At 69.3% G+C, this 25897-nt stretch carries 19 protein-coding genes; 9 read left to right on the forward strand and 10 right to left on the reverse strand.

From position 1 onward, the window contains the following. Window positions 1–113 precede the first annotated feature (113 nt). Window positions 114–2345, reverse strand: a complete 2232-nt coding sequence (locus tag OG718_RS51465) for a protein kinase domain-containing protein (RefSeq protein ID WP_328847541.1) — start codon at window positions 2343–2345, stop codon at window positions 114–116. Between the two features lie 97 nt (window positions 2346–2442). After that, on the reverse strand, window positions 2443–4623 hold the full coding sequence (locus OG718_RS51470; protein WP_328847542.1) for a protein kinase domain-containing protein: 2181 nt from the start codon (window positions 4621–4623) through the stop codon (window positions 2443–2445). A gap of 533 nt (window positions 4624–5156) precedes the next feature. On the opposite strand from OG718_RS51470, the gene OG718_RS51475 reads away from it, so the two are divergent. Further along, window positions 5157–7514, forward strand: coding sequence for an alpha-L-fucosidase (locus OG718_RS51475; protein WP_328847543.1), 2358 nt, complete (start codon window positions 5157–5159; stop codon window positions 7512–7514). Window positions 7515–7702: 188 nt separating this feature from the next. Here OG718_RS51475 and OG718_RS51480 read toward each other — a convergent pair whose 3' ends face one another. Continuing rightward, a complete protein-coding gene (locus OG718_RS51480; protein ID WP_328847989.1) occupies window positions 7703–8422 on the reverse strand; it encodes a FadR/GntR family transcriptional regulator in 720 nt (239 codons plus the stop codon). Between the two features lie 129 nt (window positions 8423–8551). Here OG718_RS51480 and OG718_RS51485 point away from each other — a divergent pair, with 129 nt between their 5' ends. Both OG718_RS51485 and OG718_RS51490 read left to right on the forward strand, forming a co-directional pair. Beyond that, complete coding sequence (locus OG718_RS51485; RefSeq protein ID WP_328847544.1) at window positions 8552–10288, forward strand: IlvD/Edd family dehydratase; 1737 nt, start codon at window positions 8552–8554, stop codon at window positions 10286–10288. 44 nt (window positions 10289–10332) lie between these two features. Further along, on the forward strand, window positions 10333–11520 hold the full coding sequence (locus OG718_RS51490; RefSeq protein WP_328847545.1) for a fumarylacetoacetate hydrolase family protein: 1188 nt from the start codon (window positions 10333–10335) through the stop codon (window positions 11518–11520). 349 nt (window positions 11521–11869) lie between these two features. On the opposite strand, the gene OG718_RS51495 is transcribed toward OG718_RS51490, so the two are convergent. The 4 genes from OG718_RS51495 to OG718_RS51510 form a co-directional block, all read right to left on the reverse strand. Next, window positions 11870–14251 carry a glycoside hydrolase family 3 N-terminal domain-containing protein gene (locus tag OG718_RS51495; protein ID WP_328847546.1) on the reverse strand — a complete coding sequence of 794 codons (2382 nt, stop codon included), beginning with the start codon at window positions 14249–14251 and terminating at the stop codon, window positions 11870–11872. A 147-nt stretch (window positions 14252–14398) separates the two neighbouring features. After that, window positions 14399–15295 (reverse strand): carbohydrate ABC transporter permease, encoded by an 897-nt coding sequence (locus OG718_RS51500; RefSeq protein ID WP_328847547.1) that lies wholly within the window; start codon window positions 15293–15295, stop codon window positions 14399–14401. A 1-nt stretch (window position 15296) separates the two neighbouring features. Then, window positions 15297–16199 (reverse strand): carbohydrate ABC transporter permease, encoded by a 903-nt coding sequence (locus OG718_RS51505; RefSeq protein WP_143643301.1) that lies wholly within the window; start codon window positions 16197–16199, stop codon window positions 15297–15299. Beyond that, entirely contained in the window at window positions 16196–17506 is a 1311-nt protein-coding gene (locus OG718_RS51510) for an extracellular solute-binding protein (RefSeq protein WP_306942870.1), read from the reverse strand. Before OG718_RS51510 ends, OG718_RS51505 begins: the two co-directional genes overlap by 4 nt. Before the next feature lie 821 nt (window positions 17507–18327). On the opposite strand from OG718_RS51510, the gene OG718_RS51515 reads away from it, so the two are divergent. Then, window positions 18328–19356 carry a LacI family DNA-binding transcriptional regulator gene (locus OG718_RS51515; protein ID WP_143643299.1) on the forward strand — a complete coding sequence of 343 codons (1029 nt, stop codon included), beginning with the start codon at window positions 18328–18330 and terminating at the stop codon, window positions 19354–19356. 856 nt (window positions 19357–20212) lie between these two features. Here the strand turns inward: OG718_RS51515 and OG718_RS51520 are convergent. Together OG718_RS51520 and OG718_RS51525 are read right to left on the reverse strand one after the other, a co-directional pair. After that, window positions 20213–21196 carry an NADPH:quinone reductase gene (locus tag OG718_RS51520; RefSeq protein WP_328847548.1) on the reverse strand — a complete coding sequence of 328 codons (984 nt, stop codon included), beginning with the start codon at window positions 21194–21196 and terminating at the stop codon, window positions 20213–20215. Between the two features lie 20 nt (window positions 21197–21216). Further along, complete coding sequence (locus tag OG718_RS51525) at window positions 21217–21795, reverse strand: PadR family transcriptional regulator (protein WP_328847550.1); 579 nt, start codon at window positions 21793–21795, stop codon at window positions 21217–21219. A gap of 33 nt (window positions 21796–21828) precedes the next feature. On the opposite strand from OG718_RS51525, the gene OG718_RS51530 reads away from it, so the two are divergent. The 5 genes from OG718_RS51530 (at window position 21829) to OG718_RS51550 (ending at window position 25469) form a co-directional block, all read left to right on the forward strand. Further along, on the forward strand, window positions 21829–22314 hold the full coding sequence (locus OG718_RS51530; RefSeq protein WP_230529430.1) for an ester cyclase: 486 nt from the start codon (window positions 21829–21831) through the stop codon (window positions 22312–22314). A gap of 352 nt (window positions 22315–22666) precedes the next feature. Further along, window positions 22667–23860: a Mu transposase domain-containing protein gene (locus OG718_RS51535; protein WP_328847551.1), complete on the forward strand. Its 1194-nt coding sequence runs from the start codon at window positions 22667–22669 to the stop codon at window positions 23858–23860. Beyond that, window positions 23833–24630 (forward strand): ATP-binding protein, encoded by a 798-nt coding sequence (locus OG718_RS51540; protein ID WP_328847552.1) that lies wholly within the window; start codon window positions 23833–23835, stop codon window positions 24628–24630. Before OG718_RS51535 ends, OG718_RS51540 begins: the two co-directional genes overlap by 28 nt. After that, the gene (locus OG718_RS51545; RefSeq protein ID WP_328847553.1) at window positions 24627–25163 is read left to right on the forward strand and encodes a hypothetical protein; all 537 of its coding nucleotides are present in this window, start codon (window positions 24627–24629) and stop codon (window positions 25161–25163) included. The genes OG718_RS51540 and OG718_RS51545 overlap by 4 nt, the downstream gene beginning before the upstream one ends. A 3-nt stretch (window positions 25164–25166) precedes the next feature. Continuing rightward, on the forward strand, window positions 25167–25469 hold the full coding sequence (locus OG718_RS51550; protein ID WP_328847554.1) for a hypothetical protein: 303 nt from the start codon (window positions 25167–25169) through the stop codon (window positions 25467–25469). A gap of 35 nt (window positions 25470–25504) precedes the next feature. On the opposite strand, the gene OG718_RS51555 is transcribed toward OG718_RS51550, so the two are convergent. After that, window positions 25505–25897: a hypothetical protein gene (locus OG718_RS51555; RefSeq protein ID WP_328847555.1), complete on the reverse strand. Its 393-nt coding sequence runs from the start codon at window positions 25895–25897 to the stop codon at window positions 25505–25507.

Consider the following 25897-nt stretch of genomic DNA (forward strand, 5'->3'; position numbering starts at 1 on the left):
GCCCAGGAAGGCTGGATTTTGCGCGACGTACTCACTCAACACCATGAGCCTGAAGGTGGGGAACGTCCGGTGGTTTCGGGGCGTATCGGCGGCGATGGCTGGTTGGCTGAGGGTTATCCGTTGACCGCTATCACGGTCTTGCGGCCCGCGCAGGCGTACCAGCCGCGGGTGTCGGCCGTGAGGGAGGTGACGGGAGCGGGGGCTGTGCGGGTGTGTGTTTCGGTCAGGTCCTTCGCGGTCGTCCGCAGTGCCGCGCAGGCGCGGCCCGCTGCCGCGTACACCGTGGTGCCGTCCGGTGCGACGGCGGGCGGGCACTGGGCGGGGCCGGTGTCCTCGAACTGTTTTGCCCGGCCGTGGGATTGGCCGGTGCGCGGATCGAGAGCGGTGAGCGTATGGCCGTCTTTCCAGTGCAGCAGCAGTCCGTCGGCGACGACGGGGACGTGGACGCCGCCGGGGAGCCGGGTCCAGCAGGCGTCGAGGCCGACCGCGGGCGTGCTCCAGGTCAGGCGTGCGTCGTCGAGGCCGAAGCCGTGCAGGGTGGAGCCGGTCAGGAGGAGGCCGGCGGTGCCGGTGCGGGCGAGAGCCGTGGCACCGCGGGCGATCTCGGTTTTGAGAGCGCGGGCGGCCGTCCGGTCTCCGCTGCGGGCGTCGATGACATGCAGCGTGCCCTTCTCGGTGAGCAGAGCGAACCGGTCCGGGGGGAGTGCGCCCACAGCCGTCACTGTGTCGCCCTTGCTCAACTCCCGGTAGGTCCACAGCTCTTGGCCTTCCCTGGCGTCCACGCAGGTCGGATGGGCGACCTCGTCGGTGAGCAGGAGTGCGTCGCCGACGACGGCGGGTCGGCGCCACTCGGTGAGCTGTTCGCGGCGCCACAGTTCGGTGCCGGAGGTGAGCGAGACGGCTCGCAGCACGTCCATCTCGCGGATGACCATGACGGTGCCGGCGAGTGCGTACCACTGCTGGGTGGACTCCGGCATCGCCGCCTTGGAAAGGGTCTTGCCGGTGCTGGTGGCGGTGGGGGCGAGGCCGATGCCGCCCGCGAGGAGCAGCCCGTCGTCGGTGACGCCCCAGTCGTCCGGGACGTCGCCATGAGTCTCGGCCGTCCAGCGCAGGCCGCCCGTCGAGGCGGTACGCAACTGGGTCGATCCGGCGCTGGTGATTGTGCCTTCGAGCCCGTGCAGGACGAGCCCGGCCGGGGTGGAGAGCAGGGCGTCCACGCGGCCTGCTCCGGCGCTCAGCCGCCAGCGGATCGCGCCGCGGGCGGCTGTTCCCCCGGTCACCTTCCAGGCGTCCGGATCGTCGTCCTGGTCGTCGGCGCCGCCGCCCTGCGCCACCGCATAGCCGAACAGGCCGACGAGGGCGGCGCTGCCGGCCGCGAGAGCGGCGCGGCGGGACAACTCGCCCCGCCGGGAGGGGGCCGGGCCCGGCAGCAGGACGGTGGGGGCGGGCATCGGCTCCGGTCTGGGGTGCGGCGTCACCTCCGCGTCGGCCACCAGGGAACGCAGCGGTTCCTCACGCCACCAGGCCGATGGGGCGGGCGTGACAAGGCGGTGGATTATCGCGGAGGCATCGGGGCGGTTGTCGGGCGACTTGTCGAGGCAGGCGTCGATCAGGTCCTTCAGGCCCAGTTCCACGGGTACGTCGTCGAGTTCGGGCTCTTCGTGGACGATCTGGTAGAGCAGCGCGGGCACGGAGGCCGCGCCGAACGCGTTCCGGCCCGTCGCCGCGAACGTGAGCACCGCGCCCAGCGCGAAGATGTCCGTCGCCGCGGTGACCGTCGGGCCGTCGAGAATCTGCTCCGGGGACATGTACCCGGGGGTGCCGATCATCCCGCCGGTCTCCGTCAGGGCCCGGTCGTCCTGGGCGCGGGCGATGCCGAAGTCGATGACACGGGGGCCGTCCCGGGTGACCAGGATGTTCGACGGCTTCAGATCACGGTGGACGAGGCCGGCCGCGTGGATGTCGCGCAACGCCTCGGCGAGGGCGGCGGCGAGGGCGCACACGGCCGGTGCGGACAGGGGGCCGGTCTTCGCGACGGCGCGGCTCAGAGTCACTCCGGGCAGAAATGTGGTGGCCAGCCAGGGGAGCAGGGCGTCGGGGTCGGCGTCCAGGACGGGGGCCGTGTATGCGCCGGTGACCCTGCGGGCGGCGGTCGCCTCGCGGCGGAACCGCTCCCTGTAATGCGGGTCCGCGGCCAGGTGCTCGTGGATGGTCTTGACGGCGGTGAGACGGCCACCCGGCGAGCGGGCGAGGTAGACCTGGCCCATGCCGCCGGCGCCGAGCCGGGCGATCAGGTGGTGCCGGCCCAGCTGCCTGGGGTCCTCGGGGTGAAGGGCGGTGGTCATGCGCGGGGCCTCCTGTGAGCCTTTCCTTCGCCGTCGGGGGTGATCGTCGGTGGGCGGGTTCTCCTCCCGTTGTGCCTGCTCGTGCCGGTCGGCTGGCTCACGGGCCGCGGAACGTCTGCAGCGTCGTGCTGGTGCACACATGGATCAGGCCGTCGCCCGCCGCCGCGTACGACATCGTGGTCAGGCCGTCCACCGGGACGGCCCAGCGCAGCCTGCCGGTGGCGGCCGCCAGGACGTGGATGCCCCACGTGGACACGCCCGCGGACGTAGCGGAGACGCCCGGTCGGGGGCCGGTCGCGTAGATCGCTGTGGCGTCCGCCAGTGGGTGGCCGTCGGGGGTGGTGAGCGCGCGGACGTCGTCGCGCCACCAACGCCGGTCGCCGTCGGCCGCGTCCAGTGCGCTCAGGCCGTCGGCCGTGGAGGCCACGACGAGTTCGTCGCCGGCCGGAGATACCACCCTCGCTTCTTCCAGGGGCCGGGTCCAACTCGCCTTCCCGGTGGCCAGGTTCACCCGGCGTACCGATGTCCGCGTCGTGTAGTAGCGGGTTCCTCGGGCTCCCGGATGCACCTCGGGCGTGGCCGAGCCGTCGGGGATGCTGGACTCCTCCTCACCTGTGCGCTCATGGAGTACGTACAGGGGACCGAATGTCGCGGCGGCCGAGGCCAGGGCGAACCGGCCGCCCGCCGCGTTCAGTGCTGTCACCTGTGCCGCTGTACCGCTCCTGAACCACAGCGGGGCGCCCGTCGGCAGGTCGAAGCCGTACGCCCGCCAGCGCTGTCCCTGGTTCGTGCGCCGGGCCCACGACGTGTCGTACTCGGCGAACGTGACCAGACATGCCGTGCGCCGCGTGACGGCTAGCAGCGTCGAGGGGCCGTCGGGCGAATAGAAACCGTAGGGCCGGTACGGGTTCGACTCCAGGGCGCCCGTACGCCACCGCTCCGTGCCGTTGGCCGCGTCGAGCGCCACGACCTCGGGGGAGGAACTGCCCGACCGGCTGTAGGTGACGTACACCGTCTTGCCGGAAGGCAGGACATCGGCCGCGCCCTCGAACTCCCAGGCCACGGCACCGGTGTTCGGGTCGAGTCGGCGGGCCGTGCCGTCGAGGCGTACGTAGAGGGCGTCGGCCGTACGGGTCAGCGCGCCGCCGTATTCGAGGTCGCCCACCTCGCGGGTCCACAGCGGGGTGCCGGTGCGCCAGGAGGAGGTGACCGGCTGCCGCCGCGTGCCCGGCTCGTCCCCCAGGAGGGCGACCGCCGCCGTCACCCCTGCCGCAGCCGTGACGGCGGCCCCCGCCCACGCGAACACGCGTCTGCGCGACGGACCCGCGGGGGCCGGCGGCGGGCCGACGCGGGTGGCGCCTTCCCCGTCGGCGTCGGCCGACACGGCGATCCGGCGCGCGACCGCCTCCTCGTGACCGTCGATCAGGGCGGTCACCTCCGGCCGTTCCCACCACGGCCGTTCGCCCGCGCGGGCGGCGCACCAGTCCAGGGCCTCCGCCGCGGTGGGGCGCCCGTCCGGCCGCTTCGACAGACAGCGGGTCAGGAAGGCGCCCCACTCCCCATCCGGCACACCGGCGAGGTCCGGCTCCTCGTGCAACGTCCGGTACACGATCTGCGGGGTCGTACCCCCGCCGTGCGGTCTGCGGCCCGTCGCCGCCAGTGCGAGCAGCGCCCCGAGCGCGAACACGTCGCAGGCGGCCGCGGGTTCGGTGGCGTACGTCATCTGCTCGGGTGCCATGAAGCCGGTGGAGCCCAGCATCTCGCCGCTCCCCGTCAGAGCCTCGTCCGACGGTGCCGAGGCGGGTCCGTCACCGAGTGCCTTCGCGATGCCGAAGTCGATGACGCGCGGGCCCTGGCCGGTGACCAGGACGTTCGCCGGCTTCAGGTCGCGGTGCGCCAGGCCCGCCGCGTGGATCGCGGTGAGCGCCTCGGCGAGGGCGGCACCGAGCGAGGCGAGGTCGTCGGATGCCAGTGGCCCGCACCCGGCCACGGCCTCCGACAGGGTGGGGCCCGCGCAGTACTCGACGGCCAGCCATGGCAGCGGGGCCTGCGGCGCCGCGTCGAGCACGGCCGCGGTGAACGGGCCGGTCACGGCACGCGCCGCCTGCACCTCACGCCGCAACCGCTCCCGGAACAGCGGCTCGGCGGCGAGGTGCGCGTGCATCACCTTGACCACGACGAGCCGCCCCGACCCCGAACGGGCCAGATACGCACGGCCCATGCCACCCGCCCCGAGCAGCGCGAGCGTCCGGTACTCCCCGAACTCGAACCGGCCCATCGGCCCCCCTGCCTGTACGCCCCGCGCGCCGATGATTCATGCGACGTCTGTACGGCGCCAGAGGTTCCCGGGAATCCGAACCGCGCAACGGACGGATCCGGCGGCGGTACGTCGCGTAGGCGCAGAGGCGGGCACAGGGGGAGAGGGAGGGAGGGGGCCGCGACGTACTCGCTGGCCATCACGCCCGATGCGCCTGCGGCCCCCGCCCAGAGGGACGGCGCCAGTCGGGTGCGGGCCGCGGGCCCCGGCGTGCGTACTGGTGGCGGTTGCGGAAGTGCGTGCGCGGCAAGAACCTGTGCCATGGCGGAAAGGTTCCGCGTCCGGGTGAGTTGAAGCCGGTCCGCTGTCCTGCCGGTCCTGATAGTCCCGGCGGTGGTGCGACTGGGATCCACCAGAAACTGGTCAAACGGTATAGACGCCCGGGTTGCCCTCTGGTCGTCCTACCTATCTCCCCAATGACCCTCATTGCTCGTCCCGTTGACAGTGCGGCGACTCCCCTCGATCATCAGACATCCGATGATTTGGAGCCGCTCATGGGTACGTATCCAAGACGTCAGGTCCTGGGCGCCGCGGCGGGAGTCGCCGCCACCGCAGCCGTTCCCCTCACCTCAGCCACCGCCGCACACGCCGCCGAACCACTCGCCCCACTCGCCGAGCGCGCCGGGCCGTGGGCTCCCGTCCCCGACCCCGTCCCAGTCCCGCTCGACTCCCTCTACGACAACGACGGCATCGACACCGCCTCCGCACGGGGCGGCGACTTCGACGGCTCGGGCTACACGTTCCCGGGCGAGGAACTTCCCACGGGCCGTGTCGAAGTCGATGGCGTGCCCTTCGTCTTCCCGGCCTCGGATGCCGACGCGAAGAACAATGTCGTCGCACTCGGACAGCGCGTAGAACTGCCCGAAGGCCGCTACCTCTCGGCCGTCTTCCTCGCCGCGGGCAGCTATGGCAACGCCTCCGGCAAAGCCACGGTCCACTACGCGGACGGTTCGACCACGACCGCCACCCTCGGCGGATCCGACTGGTACTCCGCGGGCGGATCCCTGTCGGTGCCGTACCGCTACGGACCGGACGGCACCAAGGACGAACACCGCGTAGGGATCGGCACGTCCGAGCTGTGGCTCGACCCGCAGCGCGACGCCGTAGCCATCACGCTCCCGGTAACCAACCCGGCGCAGGCGAACAAGGCGTCGCTCCACCTGTTCGCGCTGTCCCTCCAACCTGCCGCTCAGGGACGCGCGCTGGCCCTGCGCGGGGCCCGGTCCACGAACTCGCTGCTGGAGTCGTCCGGCGCCCAGAGCATCGAAGCCACCGTCGTCAACGCGGGGACAGTCTCCGTCCTGGCCGCGGACGGCGTGTCGGTGGGCGTCGAGGTTCCGGGAGCCCGCACCGTCGAGGCCGCACGTGTCCGCCGCCTGGACCCCGGTGAGCAGGCACGCGTACGCGTGGGCATCCGCAACCGTGCGGGCACAGCCGCCGGCACGGTCCGCGACGGCTCGGTGACCGTCACCGGACGAGGAACCCAAGTCGCCGCGCAGAAAGGCCGGTTGACCCTCGGCGTCGCCGACTACCAGCCCACTGTGTCTTCTCTCTCCGGCCACCAGGCGCCGTACTGGTTCCAGGGCGCCAAGTTCGGCATCTTCATCCACTGGGGCGTCTACTCGGTGCCCGCCTGGTCGCCCGTCGGAAAGCAGTACGCCGAGTGGTACTGGAACCACATGCAGGACCCCGGGAACGCAGTCTTCGCGTACCACCGCGAAAAGTACGGCGAGGACTTCGCCTACGACGACTTCATCCCGATGTTCACGGCGGAGAAGTTCGATCCGCGTGCCTGGGTCGAACTGTTCCGGGACGCGGGCGCGGAGTACCACGTGCTGACCTCGAAGCACCACGAAGGCTTCGCCCTGTGGGACACGAAGGTCTCCGGCCGCAACTCCGTGAAGATGGGCCCGAAACGGGACCTCATCAAGGAACTCTTCGATGCGTCCCGCCGCTACACACCCGAACTCCACCGCGGGCTCTACTTCTCCATGCCCGAATGGTTCAACCCGGACAACCCCTGGATGGGTCACGCCCCGCGCAATCCGTACACCCAGGAGCCGTTGCCCTACACGGGTTACACCGGGAACAAGGACTTCGTGAAGGACTACCAGGCCCCGCAGATGCTGGAGCTGATCCAGGGCTACGACCCGGAGCTCATCTGGTGCGACATCGGCGGTGCCAACGACAGCCTCCATGTACTGGCCGAGTACTTCAACCAGGCGAAGAACCGGGCCCGGCCCATCGAGGTCACCGTCAACGACCGGGCCGGCATTGCCTTCCACGACTTCACGACGCCCGAATACACGACGTACGACAACACGGTCGTCGCCAAGTGGGAGTCCAGCCGAGGCCTGGACCCGTTCAGTTACGGCTACAACCAGGCGACTCCGGACGACGCCTACATGACGACCGAGGAAGTGGTACACAGCCTCGTCGACATCGTCTCCAAGAACGGAAACTTCCTCCTCGACATCGGCCCGCGTGCCGACGGCACCATCCCCGAGATCATGCAGACCCGTCTGCGCGAGACAGGCCGCTGGCTGCGCACCAACGGAGAGGCGATCTACGACACCACGTACTGGTCCCGGATGGCCGAACTGGGCGAGGACCTGCGGTTCACCGTCCGCCCGGACGAGGCCTTCTACATCCACTCCCTGGCCAAGCCGGGCGCCAAACTCACCGTCGAAGCACCGATCCCGATCCGCAGCGGTGACAAGGTGACGATGCTCGGCCACGGCCGACCCCTGACCTGGACCCTCAGCAACGGGGCGCTGGTGATCGACGTCCCCGAAGCCGCGCGCAAGGCAGGGCAGCACGCGTGGGTCTTCAAAGTGCACTGGCGCGCCTGAGACTCGAGGAACACCCTGAGCACGACCGGTGGTCGCGACGGCATGACTCCGCTCGCGACACCGGTCGTCCGGCAGCCCCGCAGCGCGGACTGCGGTCGGCTTGCCCGGTGGGCGGGACGAGGATCTCGTCGGCGTCGACCGCTTCCGTGTCCTTGCCCGTGGCACTGCCCTGTCGCAGCCGCGACAGGTTAAACGGCATCGCTGGGCATGCCAGGTGACTGGGCGATCTCATGTTCGGCGGCTTCGATGATGGCCAGTACGGCGGCCGCCGCGGCCGCGGGATCGCGGGCCTCGACGGCTTGCACGATGGCGCGGTGACCCGGCAGCGAGGCTTCCACCGCGCCGGGGGTCTGGGTGCTGACGAGGAAGCTGTGTTCCAGCGCGATGTCGACAGCGCGGCCCAGTGAGCCGAGGAGACGGTTGCCGCTGGCGTCGAGCAGGGCCCGGTGGAAGGCGATGTCGGCCTCGACGTAGCCGCTGCGGCCGGGTTCCGCCGCCGCGGCCTCCATGGCCGCCAGGCAGTCGTACAGGACTCGTACATCGTCGGGGCCGGCCCGGCCGGCAGCGAGCCGGGCCGCCTCGGGCTCGACGATCCGGCGCAGTTCACCGGTGTCGCGGAGCAGAGTCGCGGCGTCCCCGGCCTGTTTCCAGCGCAGCACGTCACGGTCCAGGTGGTTCCAGTGCTCCGGGGGCAGCACGCGCGTGCCGGTGCGCGGGCGTACGTGCAGCATCCCCTTGGCCACCAGTGCCTTGACCGCTTCCCGCACCACCCCTCGGCTGACGCCGATCTCGGCCGCGAGCGCGTCCTCGACCGGCAACGCATCCCCGGGCTCCCACGCACCACCCACGATGCGTCGCCCGAGCCCGTCGACCACGCGCTGATGTGTGGTCAGGAAGTGCACCACGATCTCTGCTCACCCCCTGGACGTCATTCATCGAATCATTTAATGATTGTGGTACAGGGTACGGCCTGCGGGTCCTCACCCGACAACGCCCCATCGCGAAGCGGACGACGCCAGAGCCACGGGAGTGACTGCATGACCGACGGTCAGAAGACGAGCCGCCGCAGCCAGGCATGGTTCGGCGCACGGGGCCGCAGCGGGATGGTGTACCGCTCCTGGATGCGCAACCAGGGATTCGGGCACGAGGTGTTCGACGGGCGTCCCGTCATCGGTATCGCGACCAGTGCCTCCGAACTCGCCCCGTGCAACGCCCATCTGACACGCGTCGCCGAGGCCGTCAAGCGCGGCGTGTGGCAGGCGGGCGGCCTACCGCTCCAGTTCCCCACCATGGCCACCGGCGAGACCCTGATGCGCCCCACCGCCATGCTGTACCGCAACCTCATGGCCATGGAGGTCGAGGAGCTGATCCGGGCCAATCCGCTCGACGGTGTCGTGCTGCTGTCCGGCTGCGACAAGACGACCCCCGCCATGCTCATGGGCGCTGCCAGCGTCGACCTGCCCGCCGTCATGGTCACCGGCGGGCCGATGCTCAACGGCAAGTACCGGGGCCAGGACGTGGGATCCGGCACCCACGTGTGGAAGTTCGAGGAGGACCTGAAGACCGGCCGGATGACCGAGGAGGAGTGCTTCTTCGCGGAAGGGTGCATGGCCCGTTCCAACGGGCACTGCATGACGATGGGAACCGCCTCGACGATGGCCTGCGTGGCCGAGGCGCTCGGCATGCAACTGCCGGGCTCGGCGGCCTGGCCCGCGGTCGACTCCCGGCGGATGGAAGTCGCGCAGGCGGCGGGGCAGCGCATCGTAGCGATGGTGGGGGAGGAGCTGCGCCCCTCGCAGATCCTGACCCGGGAGGCGTTCGAGAACGCCATCCGGGTCAACGCGGCCATCGGCGGCTCCACGAACGCCATCATCCATCTCACCGCCATCGCCGGACGCGTCGGCGTCGAGCTGAGCCTGAAGGACTTCGACGACCTGGTCCGCACGGTGCCGACCCTGGTCAACCTGATGCCCAGCGGCACGTACCTCATGGAGGACTTCTGCTACGCGGGCGGTCTGCCCGCCGTCCTGGCCGAGCTGCTCGGCGGCGAGATGCTGCACGGCGAACAGATCACGGTCACCGGACGCACCATCGCCGAGAACACCGAGAATGCCGAACGCGTCGACTCCGACGTCATCACCGGCCTCGACGCCCCCTTCCAGCCGGCCGGCACCGGTATCGCCGTCCTCCGCGGCAACCTGTGCCCGGACGGCGCTGTGATCAAGCAGTCCGCCGCGTCACCGCACCTGCTCACCCACCGCGGCCCCGCGCGTGTCTTCGATTCCCCCGAGGCCTATCACGAGGTGGTCGACGACCCGGAACTCGACATCGACGAGAACACCGTCATCGTCATCCGCAACGCCGGCCCCAAGGGCTACCCCGGCATGCCCGAGGTCGCCAACGTCCCGCTGCCCGCCAAGCTGCTGAAGGCCGGCGTCAAGGACATGGTGCGCGTCTGCGACGGCCGGATGAGTGGCACCGGGTACGGGACAGTGGTCCTGCACATAGCGCCCGAGGCCGCGGTCGGCGGACCTCTCGCCCTGGTGCACGACGGGGACCCGGTCGTCCTCGACGTCCCGAACCGCTCCCTGCACCTGGACGTGGACGACGCCGAGCTCACACGACGCCGGCAGACATGGAAGGCACCCGCTGAGCGGCACACCAGCGGCTACGCCTGGCTTTACACCCAGAACGTGGAACAGGCCGATCAGGGCGCCGACTTCGGTTTCCTGCGCGGAAGCCGTGGACACGAGGTCCCCCGCGACTCCCACTGAGTCCCAGGTGACCGCACCCCCTCGAACCCAGGAGAGCATCGATCGTGGAATCGGCAGCAGCGCGCCCTCGCCCGGTCCTTACAGCCGGCTCCGTCCTGCCGGCGGACGCCGACCGAGCCGCCCTCGTCGCGCGCGTCCACAACCCGGAATGGGACGGACCGTGTGTGGCGGCGGTCCGCGGCGAGCAGGTCGTCGACCTGACGGCCATCGCACCCACCGTCTCCGACCTCATGGAACGCGACGACGCGGCAACAGTCGTCCGCGAGGCCGACGGCGGACACGTCTGGCGCCTGGACGAACTGCTCGACGCACCGGCCGACCGCCGTGACGTTCCGCATCTGCTCGCCCCCATCGACCTGCAAGTGATCAAGGCCGCGGGCGTCACCTTCGCCCGGAGTCTGCTGGAACGCGTCATCGAAGAGCGCACGGGCGGCGATCCGGCGCAGGCCGCGCGGATACGGGCCCGCGTCGGGCAGATGGTGGGTGGCACGCTCGACGGCATCCGTCCCGGATCACCGGAAGCCGACAAGGCCAAGGAACTGCTCGTCTCCGAAGGACTGTGGTCGCAGTACCTGGAGGTCGGGATCGGGCCGGACCCGGAAGTGTTCACCAAGGCCCCCGTACTGTCCGCGGTCGGCACCGGCGCCGACATCGGCGTGCTCGGCGCCTCGGTGTGGAACAACCCCGAGCCCGAGGCCGTCCTCGTCGTGGACTCGCGCGGCCGGGTACGCGGCGCGACGCTCGGTAACGACGTCAACCTCCGCGACATCGAGGGACGCAGCGCTCTGCTGCTGTCCCGTGCGAAGGACAACAACGCCTCATGCGCGATCGGCCCGTTCGTCCGCCTGCTCGACGAGGACTTCGACCTCGACACCGTACGCGGGATCGACATCGACCTCCGGATCGACGGCACGGACGGCTACGTACTGCGTGGCAGCAGTTCCATGCGCGAGATCAGCCGCGACGTACTGGACCTGGTGGCCGCCACGCACGGTCCGCACCATCAATACCCGGACGGCTTCGTGTTGTTCACAGGAACGCTGTTCGCCCCCACCGAGGACCGACAGGCACCCGGCGCCGGCTTCACCCACGAGTACGGCGACATCGTGCGGATCTCCAGCCCGCGACTCGGCGCTCTGGTCAACACCGTCGTCCCCAGCGAGCAGGCCGCGCCGTGGACGTTCGGCGCAGGAGCGCTGATGCGCAACCTCGCCCGGCGCGGCGTGCTGTGAGACGACGAAGACTCCTACGGCCACCACCGGTTCGGGGTGGGGTGCTTGGCGTAGGGGGCGGCACGTTGTCATGGAGTGCTGACCTGGTCAGTGGGCCCGAGCGGTGGCAGAGCGTGGTGTTGGTCGTGCGCTCGGGCGATACCGATGTGGTTGGGTGCGAAGAGCACCTGCCTGTGCTCCATGGGGGGCGGCGTGCAGGGGCCGATTACCTGGTAGTTCACCCGCACGCCCCGAGGCCCCCCGGCGTCGCACAGCCACAGCCGATCGCCGGGACGGCCTTCGCACCGGACCGGCGCCGCAGTCGTCACGCCGGTGCTGAGCACGGCGACGGCGGAGGGAGCTTTCCCCTTCAGGCGCGGGCAACCGGCTCCTGCCCGATCGTGGCGTGCAAGCGCCGCGTGTGATCCACATGGCGCTCCGCTCCGGTCAACGTGACCCTGGCCGTCAGGCGCGGATCCGCGCTGGAGGCGGCCAACCGCACTTCCAGCTCGCCCGGTTCGACGACGCGCCGACCGTCGCGTCCGGTGAAGGAGGCGACGTCGGCCGGGACCGTGGCACGGAGGCGCCGGGCCTCGCCCGGCTTCAGTTCGACCCGGGTGTAGCCGACGAGGCGCTGCACCGGCTGGACGACCGAGGCGACCGGGTCGTGCAGATAGAGCTGGACGACCTCGGTTCCGGACCGCTCGCCTGTGTTGCGGACGGTGAAGGTCAGGGCGAACTCGCCGTCGGTCGGAGCGTCCTGGACGTCCACGGTCAGGTCTGTCCAGTCGAACCGCGTGTAGGACAGACCGTGGCCGAAGGCGAACGCGGGGGTCGGGTCGATGGTGGACACCTCGCTGACGTGAGCGAGCCGCGCCCCGAGGTACGTGGTCGGCTGGGAGCCCGGCCCGCGCGGCACGCTGACCGGGAGACGTCCGGAGGGATTGGTACGGCCACTGAGCACCCCGGCGATCGCGTGAGTGCCCTCCTCACCCGGGAAGAAGGACTGCACGATCGCAGCGGACTCCTCCACGGCGCGGCCGAGAGCGTACGGTCGTCCCGCGAGCAGGACGGTGACCAGGGGTGTCTCCAGGTCGAGCAGGGTGTCGAGCAGTTGCTGCTGCGCGCCGGGCAGCAGCAGCGAGTCGACGTCACATCCCTCGCCGCTGGTGCCCCGCCCGAAGAGCCCGGCGCGGTCGCCGAGCACGACCAGGGCGATGTCGGCCTCGCGTGCCACCCGGGCGGCCTCTCGGATGCCGGAGAGATCTCCGTCGTCGATTCCGGTGCCGCGGGCGACCGTGATCTCGGCGTCGGGGAACTCGGCGGCGAGAGTGTCGCGCAGCGTGGGCAGCTCGATGCCGAGTGGGGTACCGGGGTGGCGGACGCCGATGTGCTGGGGGAAGGAGTAGCAGCCCAGTACGGCGATGGGCTCGTCGGCGTTGGGACCGAGCAGGGCGATGCGGCGCGGCCGCTTGAGCGGCAGGGTGCCGTCGTTGCTCAGCAGCACGACCGCTTCCTCGGCGATCGTGCGGGCCAGCGCGCGATTCTCCGGACCGTCCAGGTCGACTCGGCCGCGCAGGGCGGCCGGGTTGTCCAGGTCCGCCCCGTCGAGCGCGGCAGGCACGGGGTTCCAGTCCGGGTCGAGCAGGCCGAGTATCGCCTTCTGGGTGAGTGTCCGGCGCAGGGCGCGATCGACCAGCGCCTCCGGTACGCGGCCGTCGGCGACGGCCTCGGCCAAGGGCGCGCCGTATGTCTTGACGTTGGGCAGTTCGACGTCGATGCCCGCGCGCAGCGCCGTGCCGGCGGCGTCGGCCCAGTCGGCTGCGATGCCGTGCAGCGTCTTGAGGAAGGCGATGGCGAAGTAGTCGGCGACGACGGTGCCGTCGAAGCCCCACGTGTCGCGCAGCAGCCCGGTGAGCAGATCCTCGTCGGCCGCGGAGGGCATGCCGTCGGTGTCGGTGTAGGCGTTCATCACCGACCGGGCGCCGCCTTCACGGATCGCCATCTCGAAAGGAGGCAGCAGGATGTCGGCGCGTTCACGCGGGCCCATGGAGGAGGGAGCGAGGTTACGGCCGGCGCGAGAGGCCGAGTAGCCGGCGAAGTGCTTGAGGGTGGCGACGATCCCGGCGGACTCCAGGCCCTGCACGTATGCCGTCCCGATGGTGCCGACGAGGTACGGGTCCTCGCCGATGGTTTCCTCGACCCGGCCCCAGCGGGCGTCGCGCACCACATCCAGGACGGGCGCGAGTCCCTGGTGGACGCCGACGGCACGCATGTCGCGGCCGATGGCGGCGGCCATGCGCCGCACCGTGTCCGGATCGAAGGTGGCGCCCCAGGACAGCGGAACGGGGTAGGCCGTCGCCCCCCAGGCGGCGAAGCCGGCCAGACACTCGTCATGCGCGAGAGCGGGGATGCCGAACCGGTTCGTGGCGGCGATACGGGTCTGGGTGCGGGCCAGGGAGAGTGCACCCAGGGCGGGGTCGACCGGGACCGTGCCGAAGGGCCGGGTCAGCTGGCCCAGTCCGGTGGGCAGGAGTGCGTCGAGATCGATGGCCTCCTCCATGTCGTGCTGGTGGGGGGCCACTTCACCGCCCTGATCGGAGGCGCCCACCCACACTCCGTACAGCTGGGCGGTCTTCTCCTGAAGGGTCATCGCGTCGATCAGGGCGTCGACTCTTGCGGTGACGGAGAGGGTGGGGTCGTTCCAGAGGGAGATCGCGGGGGTGTTGTCTACAGCCACGTTGGCGTTCACTTTCCTCCCACGCCCGTCAGCCCCTTGGCCAGGGCGCGATGGGCGAACAGGTAGACGAGCAGGACTCAAGGCGGGGCAGATCGCGTCCGGGCTCGGGCCCGGCCCGGATCCGCCTCACCCGCCCACCGGCCATGGCGTCGGCGTCGGTCAACGGCTGAATCCGGCGGTCAGACCACTCAGCAGTTGGCGGCGGCCGAACGCGTACAGCACCAGGAGGGGCAGTGTGGTGAGGACGACGGCGGCGAGAACGGCAGGAATGTTGACCCCGTACTGGCTCTGGAAGGTCCACAGTGCGAGCGGCAGGGTCCGGCGGTCGGGGCTCTGGGTGAGGACCAGCGGCAGCAGGAATCCGTTCCAGATGGTCAGTGCGTTGAAGATGGTCACGGTGAGGATGGCCGGTCGGGTGAGCGGTGCCGCCAGCCGCCACAGCGTCGTCCATTCGGTGGCGCCGTCGACCCGCATCGAGTCGAACAGTTCTTTGGGTACGTCACGGACGAAGTTGGCGAGTACCAGCACGGACAGCGGGATGGCGAAGGCGATCGACGGAAGGATCAGCGCCAGCAGATTGTCGTACAGATGCAGTTTTATGATGATCAGGTAGACCGGGATCACCGTCGCCTGCAGCGGGATGGCCAGGCCCATGAGGAACAGCCCGTTCGTCGCGCGAAGGACCCGCATGCGCCAGCCGCGAACGATCGCGTAAGCGGCCATGAAGGAGAACAGGACCGCCGGCACCACGGCGCCGGCGGTGACCACGACGCTGTTCAGGAGGTAGCGGAGGAAGTCGGACTCGATGACCAGTCGGTAGTTGTCCAGAGTCGGGTCGCTCGAAGGGACCAGCGGGTTACTCGCGTAGTAGCGGCTCTGGGCCTTGAGGCTGGTGATGAGGGTCCAGTACAGGGGTACGGCGACGATGACGAGCCAGATCCAGCCGGCCAGGCCGCCGGCCCAGTTGCGGCGGCGGGCCGCCGGACGGGAACGGCGTCGCCGCTCGCGGTGGGTGGTCTTCTGTGGTCTTTGCGGCTCGGTCAGCGTGGTGGTCACGTCAGGCCCCCTCGAGTTGGCTCGCGCCGGCGTCCCGGCCACCGAGCCGGCGCAGCAGCAGGGCGAGGGCCAGCCCCACCAGGACCAGGATGACCGCGATGGCGCTGGCCGGTCCCATCAGGCTGGCCTGGAATCCCCGCTTGTACATGTCCAGCGCGAGGACCCGGGTGGCGTCGCCGGGGCCGCCCTCGGTCAGCACGAAGATGAGGTCGAAGAAGGTCAGCGACCCGACCACCATCAGCGTGGACGAGGTGATGATGGTGTATTTCAGCTGCGGCAGCGTGATGCTGAAGAACTGCCGGATCCGTCCGGCTCCGTCCAACTGCGCAGCCTCGTACAGGGACTTCGGGATCTGCTGGACACCACCCTGGTAGATCAGGGAGTGGAACGGGATGAACTGCCAGGAGACGACGAAGACGACGACCCCGAACGCGAGCCCGGGCCGCCCCAGCCAGTCCTGGCTGAGCGCCTCGATCTTCAGCCCGGCACCGAGCCCGAAGTTGGGGTCCAGCAGCGCCTTGTAGGCGATCGCGATCGCCGCGGAACTGAGCATCAGCGGGACGAAATACACCACGCCCAGCACCGCACGGTAGCGCTGGCGGCCTGCCATGAATGTGCCGAGCAGGATACTCAGCGGCGTCTGAACGGCCCAGGACACGGCCATCACCAGAAACGTCACCCAGAGGGCGTGCGGCAGCCCGGGGTCGGTGAGCACCGCACGCCAACTGGTCAGCCCCGACGGGTGGATGGCGCCGATCCCGTCCCACGTGGTGAAGCTCAGCGCGAAGGCACCGACGAGCGGAAGCACGGCGAAGCCGACGAAGAGCACCAGCGCCGGCGCCGCGAGCCACGGCAGGATGCTGCGCGGTTCGCGACGCGGCGGACGGCCGGTGAGTGAGCTCATTTGCCGATGACCGCATTGAGGTTGCCGGCGAACTGCTTCGGTGAGAGGGACAGCTGGAACAGCTTGACGATGTTGTCCAGCAGGGTCTCGGCGGCCGTGGGACTGAGCGCTTGGTCCCAGGACTGGCCGAACACCTTGGCCTTGCTGGCGATGTCGTAGGTGAACTGCAGGAAATCGGCGCCCTTGGCGGCGGCCAGCAGCTTCTCCGTGCCCAGCCGGATCGGAACCGCCCCGTTGCCGATCCACTTCTTCACCTCATCGTCCTGGAGGGCGCCTGTGGCGAAGAAGTCCTTGGCGATCTTCTTCTGCTCGGCGCTGGCCTTCGAGGAGATGGACAGGTATTGGGCGGGGTTGCCGACGGTGTCACTCGGATCGCCCTTGCCGCCTTCCACGGGTGGGAAGGTCATGAAGCCCAGCGAACCGCTGGAGACGAAGTCCCCGCCCTCGGTCTGCTGGATGCCGTACGACCAGGCGCCGTGCAGCATCATCGCGGCCTTGCCGGTGTACAGCAGCGCCTGGTCGGCGTTGGAGTCCGCGGTGATCGAGGAGAAGCCCTTGACGAACCCGTCGGCTTCGACCAGCTCCTGCACCTTGGTCAGCGCGGTGATGGCGGCCGGGTTGGACCAGGCGTTCTTCTCGCCTTCCATGATGGCCTGGAACACCTCGGGACCGCCGATGCGGTCGAACAGGAACTCCAGCCACATCATGTTCGTCCACCGGGACTGGCCACCGAGGGCGAACGGTGCTATGTCCTTCGCCTTGAACTTGGGCACCAGCGCCATGATGTCGTCCCAGGACTCCGGCGGTTCCACGCCGACCTGGTCGAAGACCTTCTTGTTGTAGTAGAGGATGATCGGCTGCACGACCTCGCACGGCATCGCGTATATCTTGCCGTCGACGGTTGCCGCGGCGAACGAGGACGGGAACAGCCCCTTCTTGACCTCGGAGTGCTCGTCGAACCACGAGGTGAGGTCCTCGACCTGGCCCGCTTCCGCGTAGGTGCGCAGCGTTCCGCCGCCCCAGCCCCAGATGATGGTGGGCGCCTGCCCGGCACCGATGGCGGTCTTGATCTTCGTCTTGTACGCGTCGTTCTCGAAGGTGGTGTCCTTGATCTGCTCTTTGGGGTGGGCCTTGTTGAACGCGTCCACCGCACCGGCTCTGACGCCTTCCTGCGGCTGGCCGTTCAGATACCAGTACGTGGCCCCACCGTCGTTCTTGCCGGGGCCGGACGAGCCGCAGGCCGCCAGTGCCGCGGAGGCCGGCACGCCGGCGGCCAGGCCGAGGAGGGTACGTCGGGAGAGCGCCATGTTTTCTCCGCACTCGAGAGCCATCGGCTTCTCGTGAGTCATGGTGAAAGGTTTTCGAAAGTGCCTTCTCCTAGCTCTGTTCGTGCAAATTAGGTTTCGGGCTGACGCCCTGTCAAGGTGCGTGCAGGCGCGTTGTCGGACTGCAACCAGCTGCGTAATATCAGGCAGGAACGGCCCTCGAGAGACCTTGGCAGGGACCGAAACTGTTTCGAAATCGGCTGGTTGGGGACGGAGAGGCGATGCGATGGCCGCGGCTGACACGCTGTCGGTGCAGGTCATGCCGCGCCGACAGAGCCCGGTGCCACCCATGCCGGACCGGGTCGATGCCCTCCTGGCTGAGACGACCGGGGTGGACAAGATCGCGCAGCTTGGCAACCGTTGGGTTGGCAACTGCCCGGGCGTGTGGCCGAAGGCGGCGACGGACAGGCGGAGAGTCCACAAGTGGCGCCTCCGGACGATGTGTTCGCGGGAACCCGGGAGCGTTCCGCCGGCAGAGGCCGCCCGACATGGTCCAGGTCACCTCACCCGGGTGTACGGCAGCCGCCGGTGACCGCGGTGGAGAGAGCCGCAGTGCTTGTCGAGTCGCAGCACGCGGTCCCGGAGGAGTCCCGGACCGGTGTCCCATGGGCGTGCATGCCCCGGACCGTGTTCACCGGACGCGATCTCACGCAGATTGTCAGACGTGTCGAGGCTCAGGGGCTCGTCGGCACCTCTCCGGACGAGCTCGGTGCCGGGTTACCGTACGGTTGACCGGTTCCACCCGCGTTGCCGGCCCGACCGTCGGCTCACCACACCGGTGGACGTACAGCTGGGAGGAACCGATGCGACCGAACGACAGGCGCACCACTTTGGCGGACATCGCCCAAGCGGCGGGAGTCTCCGTCGCAACCGTGTCCAAAGTGGTCAACGGTCGCGGTGACGTGGCGCCGCACACCCGCAGCCGGGTGCAGGAACTGCTGCATCAGCACGACTACCTCGCGCCCGTGTTCCGCCACACCGAGGTCGTCGAAAGCCCGACCATCGAGGTGCAGTTCAAGGGCGGCCTCAAGTCGTACGTGGCCGAGACCCTGGAAGGCATCATCGACTCCGCCGCCGAATCGGGGGCCTCGGTGGTGATCAGCAAGGCGTCCAGTGCCCCGCACTGGGCCCGGGACCTGGTCTCAGCCGGGCGCCGCGCCGTCATCGCGGTCACCAGCGTGTACACCACAGCACACCTGAACGAACTGGCCCGGTCCGGGCTGCCGCTGGTCGTGCTGGACCCACTGCACCTGCCGGACAGCCGCGTCAACAGCGTCGGGGCGACCAACTTCGCCGGCGGCCTGGCCGCGACCCGGCACCTGCTCTCCCTGGGTCACCGCCGCGTCGCCTATATCGGCGGACCGGCCATGGCCGTATGCAACCAGGCTCGCATGCACGGCTACCGCGCCGCCATGGAGGCGGAAGGAGCGCAGGTACCCGAAACCTACGTCCGGCCAGGGGAGTTCACGTACGAGACCGGGTTGCTCGGCGCCACAGCGCTACTGGCCCTGCAAGAGCCACCGACGGCGATCTTCGCAGGCAACGACGAGATCGCCGTCGGTGTCATCGAGGCCGCCCGCGCCCGAGGCCTGCGTATCCCCGAGGACCTGAGCGTGGTCGGCTTCGACGACACAAGCCTCGCCCAGATGGCGTCACCGCCACTGACCACCGTGCGCCAACCACTACGGGAGATGGGGGGTGCCGCTCTGCGCACCGCCCTCCGACTGGCCAACGGCGAAAAGGTCGAGTCCCACCACATCGAACTCGCCACGGAACTGGTGGTACGCGCCTCAACGGCGCCACCGCGGGAAGCGACTTCGGCGCGTAGGTAATCGCAGGTGAGAGGTTTTCGGGCCGGACTGGACGGCCGGAGGCGTCTCCCATGAGCAACTCGTGCATGTCGCCCCGGACAGGGGCACCGGACCGACGGTGCACGGAAGGTTTTGGCCCCTGTGCTCTCCGAGCGGACGGCGCAGGGTGAAGTCCGCGTGTATCAAGAGTCGTTCGCCCGCTACCTGTGCCTGGCCCGTTGCCGCCGCGAGAAGTCTTCGCTCGCGATACGGAGGCAGCAACTCGAAGGACCTGCCCCATTGACTACAGCGGGTGCCGACCGTGCCGGGTTGCCTGGAGCGCAACGACGCCTCCGGCAACCCGACTTCGTGCGCAGGATGCCGGAGGCACCAGCTTCAACGACACCGCGTTGCCCCTGGAGGTCCGCGTCGCGGTTGCTCTCGTCCGCCTCTACGCCCTCCCCCTGACCCGCATCGTCGAAGTCAGCGACGACCACATTCGCCACGACCAGGGGCATACCTACCTGACGGTCAACCACCACCCCTTCGTGCTCCCGCTGAAGCTCGCCCGCCTCATCGACGATCAGCTGCAGCACAGCCCGGCACAGCAACACGGCCGGGTGCAGATACCTCTTGCCCGGTCACAGCCCTGGAGGCCCGCGCAACCCCCTCGGCCTCGCCGACACCTTGAGACACCACGGTCTGCCTGCCCGCGCTGCACGGAACACCGCCATGATGGACGCCTTGGTAGACCTGCCGCCCATGGTCATCGCCGACCTACTCGGCATCCACCCCAAGACAGCCGAACGCTGAGCCACCCTCGCCAGCGGGAACTGGTCCGATTACTTGGCAGCGCGACGGGCCGCTCCACAGCGCTAGCAGTTGAGCAGGGGCTGCGCTATTGGGGGATGGTGAGCAGGATGCGGCCGTGGCCACCGCCGGCGTCGACGTGGTCGTGGGCCTTGGCGATGTCGTCCAGCGGGTAACGGTCGCCGACGGCGACGGTGAGGGCGCCGACGGCGGCGGCGGAGGTGAGGTCGCGGGCGGCCTGGCGCTTGGCCTCGGCGGGGAAGTCGTCGCTGCCGAGCAGCCGCAGGGTGACGTTGTTGAACAGCAGGGGCCAGAAGGGGATCTCGGTGCGGTCCGAGCGGGTGGCGTAGGCGGCGATGACGGCGTTGTTGGCGGCGACGGCGTTGTCGAGATCGGCGTTGTCGGACAGCGCGACCTCGATGATCCGGTCGACGCCCCGCGGCACGTACGCGCGGATGGCTGCGGCGGGGTCGCCGGTGTCCAGGGCGATGGCGTGGGAGACCACGGTCGGGTCGACGCGGTCGAGGTCGGCGGTGCGGCGGACGGTGGCGAGCACGGTGGCGCCGGCCCAGTGGGCGAGCTGGGCGGCCAGGGAGCCGACGCCGCCGAGAACTCCGTGGACCAGGACCAGTTGGCCGTCGACCGGGCCGTCGGCGAAGACGGTGCGGTGAGCGGTGATGCCGGGGATGCCGAGGCTCGCGCCCAGCTCGTCACTGAGGTGGTCGGGCAGGAATACGGCCTGGTGGTCGGGTACGACGGTGTACTGGGCGGCGGTGCCGAAGGGGCGGTAGGACTGGGCGCCGTATACCCAGACCCGTTGTCCGACGCGGCGGTTGTCGACTTGGGCGCCCACGGCGTCGATGACTCCGGCGGCGTCGCTGTGCGGGATCACTCGCGGGTAGGGCATGGACGAGCCGAGCCAGCCGCGCCGCTTCTTGGTGTCGCCGGGGTTGACGCCCGAGACGGTGACGCGGAGGCGGACCTCGCCGGGGCCGGGGACGGGATCAGGGAGTTCACCGACGTGCAGGACATCGGCGGCGGGTCCCTGGTCGTCGTACCAGGATGCAAGCATGGGGGTACCTCCGTGGACAATCAGCTCGCGGGAGCGGCGGGCGCATGTGGATCGCTGTCGGTGCATGCGGTGTCGAATGCGGGCGGTTCCTCCCCGAGGGTCTCGCGCAGCCAGGTCCGTTCGGCGCGGCTGGTGGCGCGGGCGGTGAGCAGCATGCCCCGCCGGTAGGGGTCGGCGATCTCCTCGGCACGCAGGGGCCGCTCGTTGTCGTAGAAGAAGCTCGCCGGTTCTTCCAGGAACTCCAGCCGTCTGCGCAGCACCGCGTGCTGTTCGGCCACGTCGGGCAGGTGGGAGAGGAACGCCAGGACGACGTAGAACCGGGTGAAGTCGGTGATCTCGTGGTCGGCGGGCCTGCGCAGGCGCTGAAGCATTTCGGCCCGTCCGGCCGCGGTCAGGCTGAGCACGTACCGGGCCGCCCCCGCGGCCGGGTCGGCGCGCCGCTCGATCAAGCCCGCCTTGGTCAGACGATTGATCGCCGGATACAGGCTGCCGTCACTGACCGGCCGCGTATAGCCGGTCAGCTGTGAGATGCGGCGCCGCAGCTCGTGTCCAGGCAGGGGTCCCTCGGCGAGGAAGCCGAGTATCGCGAGTTCCAGCATGAGTCCATCTTCGCACGCGAACATCGAATCGATGTGAACATCGATTCGATGTTACGCTCGCAGGTACCCGCCCAAACGTCTCTGGAGAGGCACAGCAAGATGCCGTCGCAGTCCACCGAGTCAGTGATGAACCGTTTCGTCGAGTTCATCAACACGGGCAACGAGGATCTCGCCCGCGAGGTCATTTCTCCGGACGCGGTGTTCCACGCGCCAAGCCACCCGGAACCACTGCGGGGGCCCGATGGGTACATGGAAGTCATCGGGATGATGCGCAGCGCCTTCCCCGACGTTCAGTGGACGCTGGAGGAGACGGTCACCGAAGGCGACACTGTGGCCGCGCGTTTCACCATGCGGGGAACCCACGACGGTGAATTCTTCGGGATCCCGGCGAGCGGCAACAAGATCTCGGTGCAGGCCATGAACTTCTACTACCTGGCCGACGGCCGGATCGTCGGCGAACGGGGCCAGCCCGATCTCCTCGGGGTGATGCAGCAGATCGGTGCCGTACCGGCGCCGTGAACCTCGTAGCGCCGGATGAGCCTTCTGCCGCGCGGGATTGCCGCTGCCGGGAGGGGGCGTTCGGCGCGGTGACAGAAGGCGAAGGCCCGCACCGGAGCGCGGGCGGCCGGCGCGGGTTCACCGCAAGAGGTCGGTCTTCTTCTTGATCCGGCGTCTTCGCGCGGACAGCGCCCGTTGCGGCGAGAGCTTTGCACCTTGTCACCGCTGACGTGACCGAGCCGGGTACGGAACTGCTCGCTCTACGGCGAATACTGCAACCCTCGAATACCGACAGTCCACCAGTGCCACGCGGAGGTCGTCAGCTACACCGGGCCACAGGCGCGGCCGCGGACTCTGGCCGTTCGCCTCCCGAATGGGTGCACCGCCCTATCGCAGGCGCTCAAGGCACGGTTGGCTGAGCAGATCGCCGCTCATCTCGCGGCCGCCGACCCTCCGCGCCAAGGGGTGCACGAGCTCGGGGGACACGTACAGCACCACGGTCCCGGGTCTGGTCGTGGAGGCCGCGGTCGCCAAGGTGCTCGGGTTCGCCCGGCACTGCAAGGAGAGCGAACGGTGGACTGCGTTTCGCACCTACTGGGGCATCGAGAGCTTCTACTGCAGGCCAGGACTCGAAGGCGCCCACGATAAGGGCGGTGTCGAGGGCCAGATCGGGTACTTCCGGCGCAACCACTTCGTGCTCGTTCCCGAGGTCGCCTCGCTGGCCGAGCTCAACGAGATGGTCGACCGGTGGGACCTGGAAGACGAAGGCCGAAGGATCCGCTCGCGGGCGAGGACAGTCGGCGAGTACCTTGCCGCCGAGGCGCCGTTGCTCAAGCCGCTGCCGACCGAGCTGTTCGAGACGGGCCGGCTCTTCACTCCGCGGGTGGACCGCTACAGCCAGATCGCCGTCCAGACCAACCGCTACTCGGTTCCGGTCCGGCTGATCGGCTGGACGGTTCGGGTGATGCTGCACGCCAATCACCTCATCGTCTACGACCAGGGCATAGAGGTCGCCTGCCACGAGCGGCTGAGTGCCAAGGCCGGCTCGCGCCTGGAGCTGGACCACTACCTGGAGGCACTGATCCGCAAGCCCGGCGTCTTCCTCGGAGCCACCGCCCTCGAACAGGCCAAGTCCGCAGACAAGTTCACCCCGGTGCACGACGACTGGTGGGACGCGGCCCGGGCAGCCCACGGCGACAAGGGCGGCACCATAGCCCTGAGCGATGTCCTGCTGCTGGGCCGCCACAGGAGCCACGAGCACATCGTCGCCGGACTGGCCACGGCCCTGCGGGCCAGCGCCTTCACTGCGGACGCGGTTGCTCTGGAGGCCCGCAAGGCAGCGGAGGCCGACGCACCTCCGCCCTCCCCAGGTCTGCCCGAGCGGACCAGGTCACCGCGGGCGGCGGTCACCCTTCTGGCCGACTGGCGGGTGTCCCATCTGCCGCCCGATACCCGGCCGCGGCCCTCGGTGGCCCCCTACGACCAGCTGTTACGACACCGCCGCCAGGTCGGTGACACCGCCAGCCAGGGAGAAGCCTCGTGGGTGCCCAACACCATCGCGGCTTGAGCGAACAAGGCGCCGACACCGCCATCGACCAGGCATGCCGGATGCTGCGGCTGCCCACCATCCGGAGCCAGTTCTCTGACCTCGCCGATGCCGCGTCTCGGGAACAGATGTCCTACAAGGGCTTCCTCGCCGAGCTGCTGCTGGCCGAGTGCGACGACCAGGCCCGCAGGCGCTCGGAACGGCGCATCAAGGCCGCGGCCTTCCCCCGCGAGAAGTCACTGCGGGCCTTCGACTTCGACGCCAACCCCAACGTTGACGCTGCAACGATAAACACGCTCGCCACCTGTGAGTGGGTCAGGAAAGGAAAGGCTCTCTGCCTGATCGGCGACTCGGGCACCGGGAAATCGCATCTCCTGATTGCGCTGGGCACGGAGGCCGCGATGAAGGGCTACCGGGTCCGCTACACCCTCGCCACCAAGCTCGTGAACGAGTTCGTCGAGGCGGCCGACGAGAGGCTGCTGACCAAGACGATCGCCCGCTACAGACGCGTCGATCTCCTCTGTACTGACGAATTAGGGTCTATGGAACTTGACCGCCGGGGCGCTGAGCTGCTGTTCCAGGTCCTGACCGAACGCGGGGAGAAGAACAGCGTCGCCATCGCCTCCAACGAGAGTTTCGGAAAAGCGCACATGTTCCGCCGAACCTGTGCCAGGCAGCGCCGAAACAAGGCAGGTTCCCGCCTTGTGGTGAATCGGCCCGTTCATGGGGTAGTCGGCCGTGAATACTCAGTACCCGCAGAACACGTGGACATGGAACTCTGTCCCTCATGAGCGAGCCGACCCCCTACGACCATGACCGATCCGCGTACTCCCGTGAAGGACTGGCCCGGCTCGTACTTGCCGACCACGCCACAGAGGTGGCGGACAGCGCCGCCGGGCTGGTGGGTACTCGAAACGATGTTGATACCGGACTCGCCGGTCGCGTCAGCCAAGCCCAACAGCTCATCGAACTAGCTGAGCGGACTCTGAACTCGGCCGTCGTCTACGAAGTCGAACGCGGCAGCTCCTGGGCACAGGTCGCGGCCTACCTGGATATCAGTGCTGAAGAGGCCCGAGAGCGGTACACCCCCGCTGTCCAAGCGTGGAACACCGCATTCGAGGAGCCGTATCGGTTGGACGAAACGGGCCGCAAGCGCATCCCCCAGCTGCCCACCGCGGCATACGATCCCAACTGGGCATGCACTCAGCTGGACCGTTGGGCCTTCCTGCGGCATGTCGGGATCGACGACAGGCAGGCCGTCAGCGCTGGCCTCGTCATGGCCGACACTGCGGACGAACCCGTACCGGCAAAGGACGGGAGCTGAGCGATGGCACTCTCTGGACTCGACGCCGAACGGGCCATCCGGCTCTCGGCCTTGACCGACGAGCTCCGCCCCCTGCTGGCGACAGGCACGGAGATGTCAGCGATCCAGTCGATGCTCAGCGCGCGTGGCATCGGCGTGATGGACTCCATCGTTGTCACCCGCGAACTGCTGGGCGCTGGGTCGGGAGACCTTGGTCTGGCAAAGACGCTGGTCCTCGCCACTCCGGCGCGCAATGGCGAACGGGAACAGCACCACGCACTTGTCGACGAACTGCTCGTGGCGCTCGACGAGGTCGACCAGGCCTGACCACATTCCGAGGCAATGCCGAGCCTGACGCGAGGTCACGGTTGCATCGGACTCTGGGCTTTACGAGCGATCCGGAAGTCACGGTATTCGTCGCACACAATGCCCTGATTGACCCAGCGTCCGGGATCCGCTCCGAGCTCCTGAACGGCCACCTGGAGGGCTTCCTCGGGAGTCGCCAGGACGGCGATTTCCCGTCCCCAGCTCTCTTCGTCCGGGTCCAGGGGCGGGAACTCGGTGACGTCGTGGAACGTGTCGGTGCCGGCGTCCACGACTTCGCTGAGATAGACGGTGACGCCCGAGCGGTCGGGGCTGATGGCAATCCAGCGAACGCCTTGGCGGCCGTCGCGCTCGATGCCGCCGAGGAACTGCTCGATCTCCTTCCCTCGGTGCAGTGCTCCAAGGGCGAACACGTACGTCAGGTGTCGCAC

It is taken from the genome of Streptomyces sp. NBC_00258 (genome assembly GCF_036182465.1).
Classification (GTDB): Bacteria; Actinomycetota; Actinomycetes; order Streptomycetales; family Streptomycetaceae; genus Streptomyces.

What these genes read in the sequence shown, in the direction of transcription:
- OG718_RS51465 (WP_328847541.1), bottom strand. Translation starts at nt 2,345, where the DNA reads ATGACCACCGCCCTTCACCCCGAGGACCCCAGGCAGCTGGGCCGGCAC.
- OG718_RS51470 (WP_328847542.1), bottom strand. Translation starts at nt 4,623, where the DNA reads ATGGGCCGGTTCGAGTTCGGGGAGTACCGGACGCTCGCGCTGCTCGGG.
- OG718_RS51475 (WP_328847543.1), top strand. Translation starts at nt 5,157, where the DNA reads ATGGGTACGTATCCAAGACGTCAGGTCCTGGGCGCCGCGGCGGGAGTC.
- OG718_RS51485 (WP_328847544.1), top strand. Translation starts at nt 8,552, where the DNA reads ATGACCGACGGTCAGAAGACGAGCCGCCGCAGCCAGGCATGGTTCGGC.
- OG718_RS51505 (WP_143643301.1), bottom strand. Translation starts at nt 16,199, where the DNA reads ATGAGCTCACTCACCGGCCGTCCGCCGCGTCGCGAACCGCGCAGCATC.
- OG718_RS51510 (WP_306942870.1), bottom strand. Translation starts at nt 17,506, where the DNA reads ATGGCGCTCTCCCGACGTACCCTCCTCGGCCTGGCCGCCGGCGTGCCG.
- OG718_RS51515 (WP_143643299.1), top strand. Translation starts at nt 18,328, where the DNA reads ATGCGACCGAACGACAGGCGCACCACTTTGGCGGACATCGCCCAAGCG.
- OG718_RS51520 (WP_328847548.1), bottom strand. Translation starts at nt 21,196, where the DNA reads ATGCTTGCATCCTGGTACGACGACCAGGGACCCGCCGCCGATGTCCTG.
- OG718_RS51525 (WP_328847550.1), bottom strand. Translation starts at nt 21,795, where the DNA reads ATGCTGGAACTCGCGATACTCGGCTTCCTCGCCGAGGGACCCCTGCCT.
- OG718_RS51535 (WP_328847551.1), top strand. Translation starts at nt 22,667, where the DNA reads ATGGGTGCACCGCCCTATCGCAGGCGCTCAAGGCACGGTTGGCTGAGC.
- OG718_RS51545 (WP_328847553.1), top strand. Translation starts at nt 24,627, where the DNA reads ATGAGCGAGCCGACCCCCTACGACCATGACCGATCCGCGTACTCCCGT.
- OG718_RS51550 (WP_328847554.1), top strand. Translation starts at nt 25,167, where the DNA reads ATGGCACTCTCTGGACTCGACGCCGAACGGGCCATCCGGCTCTCGGCC.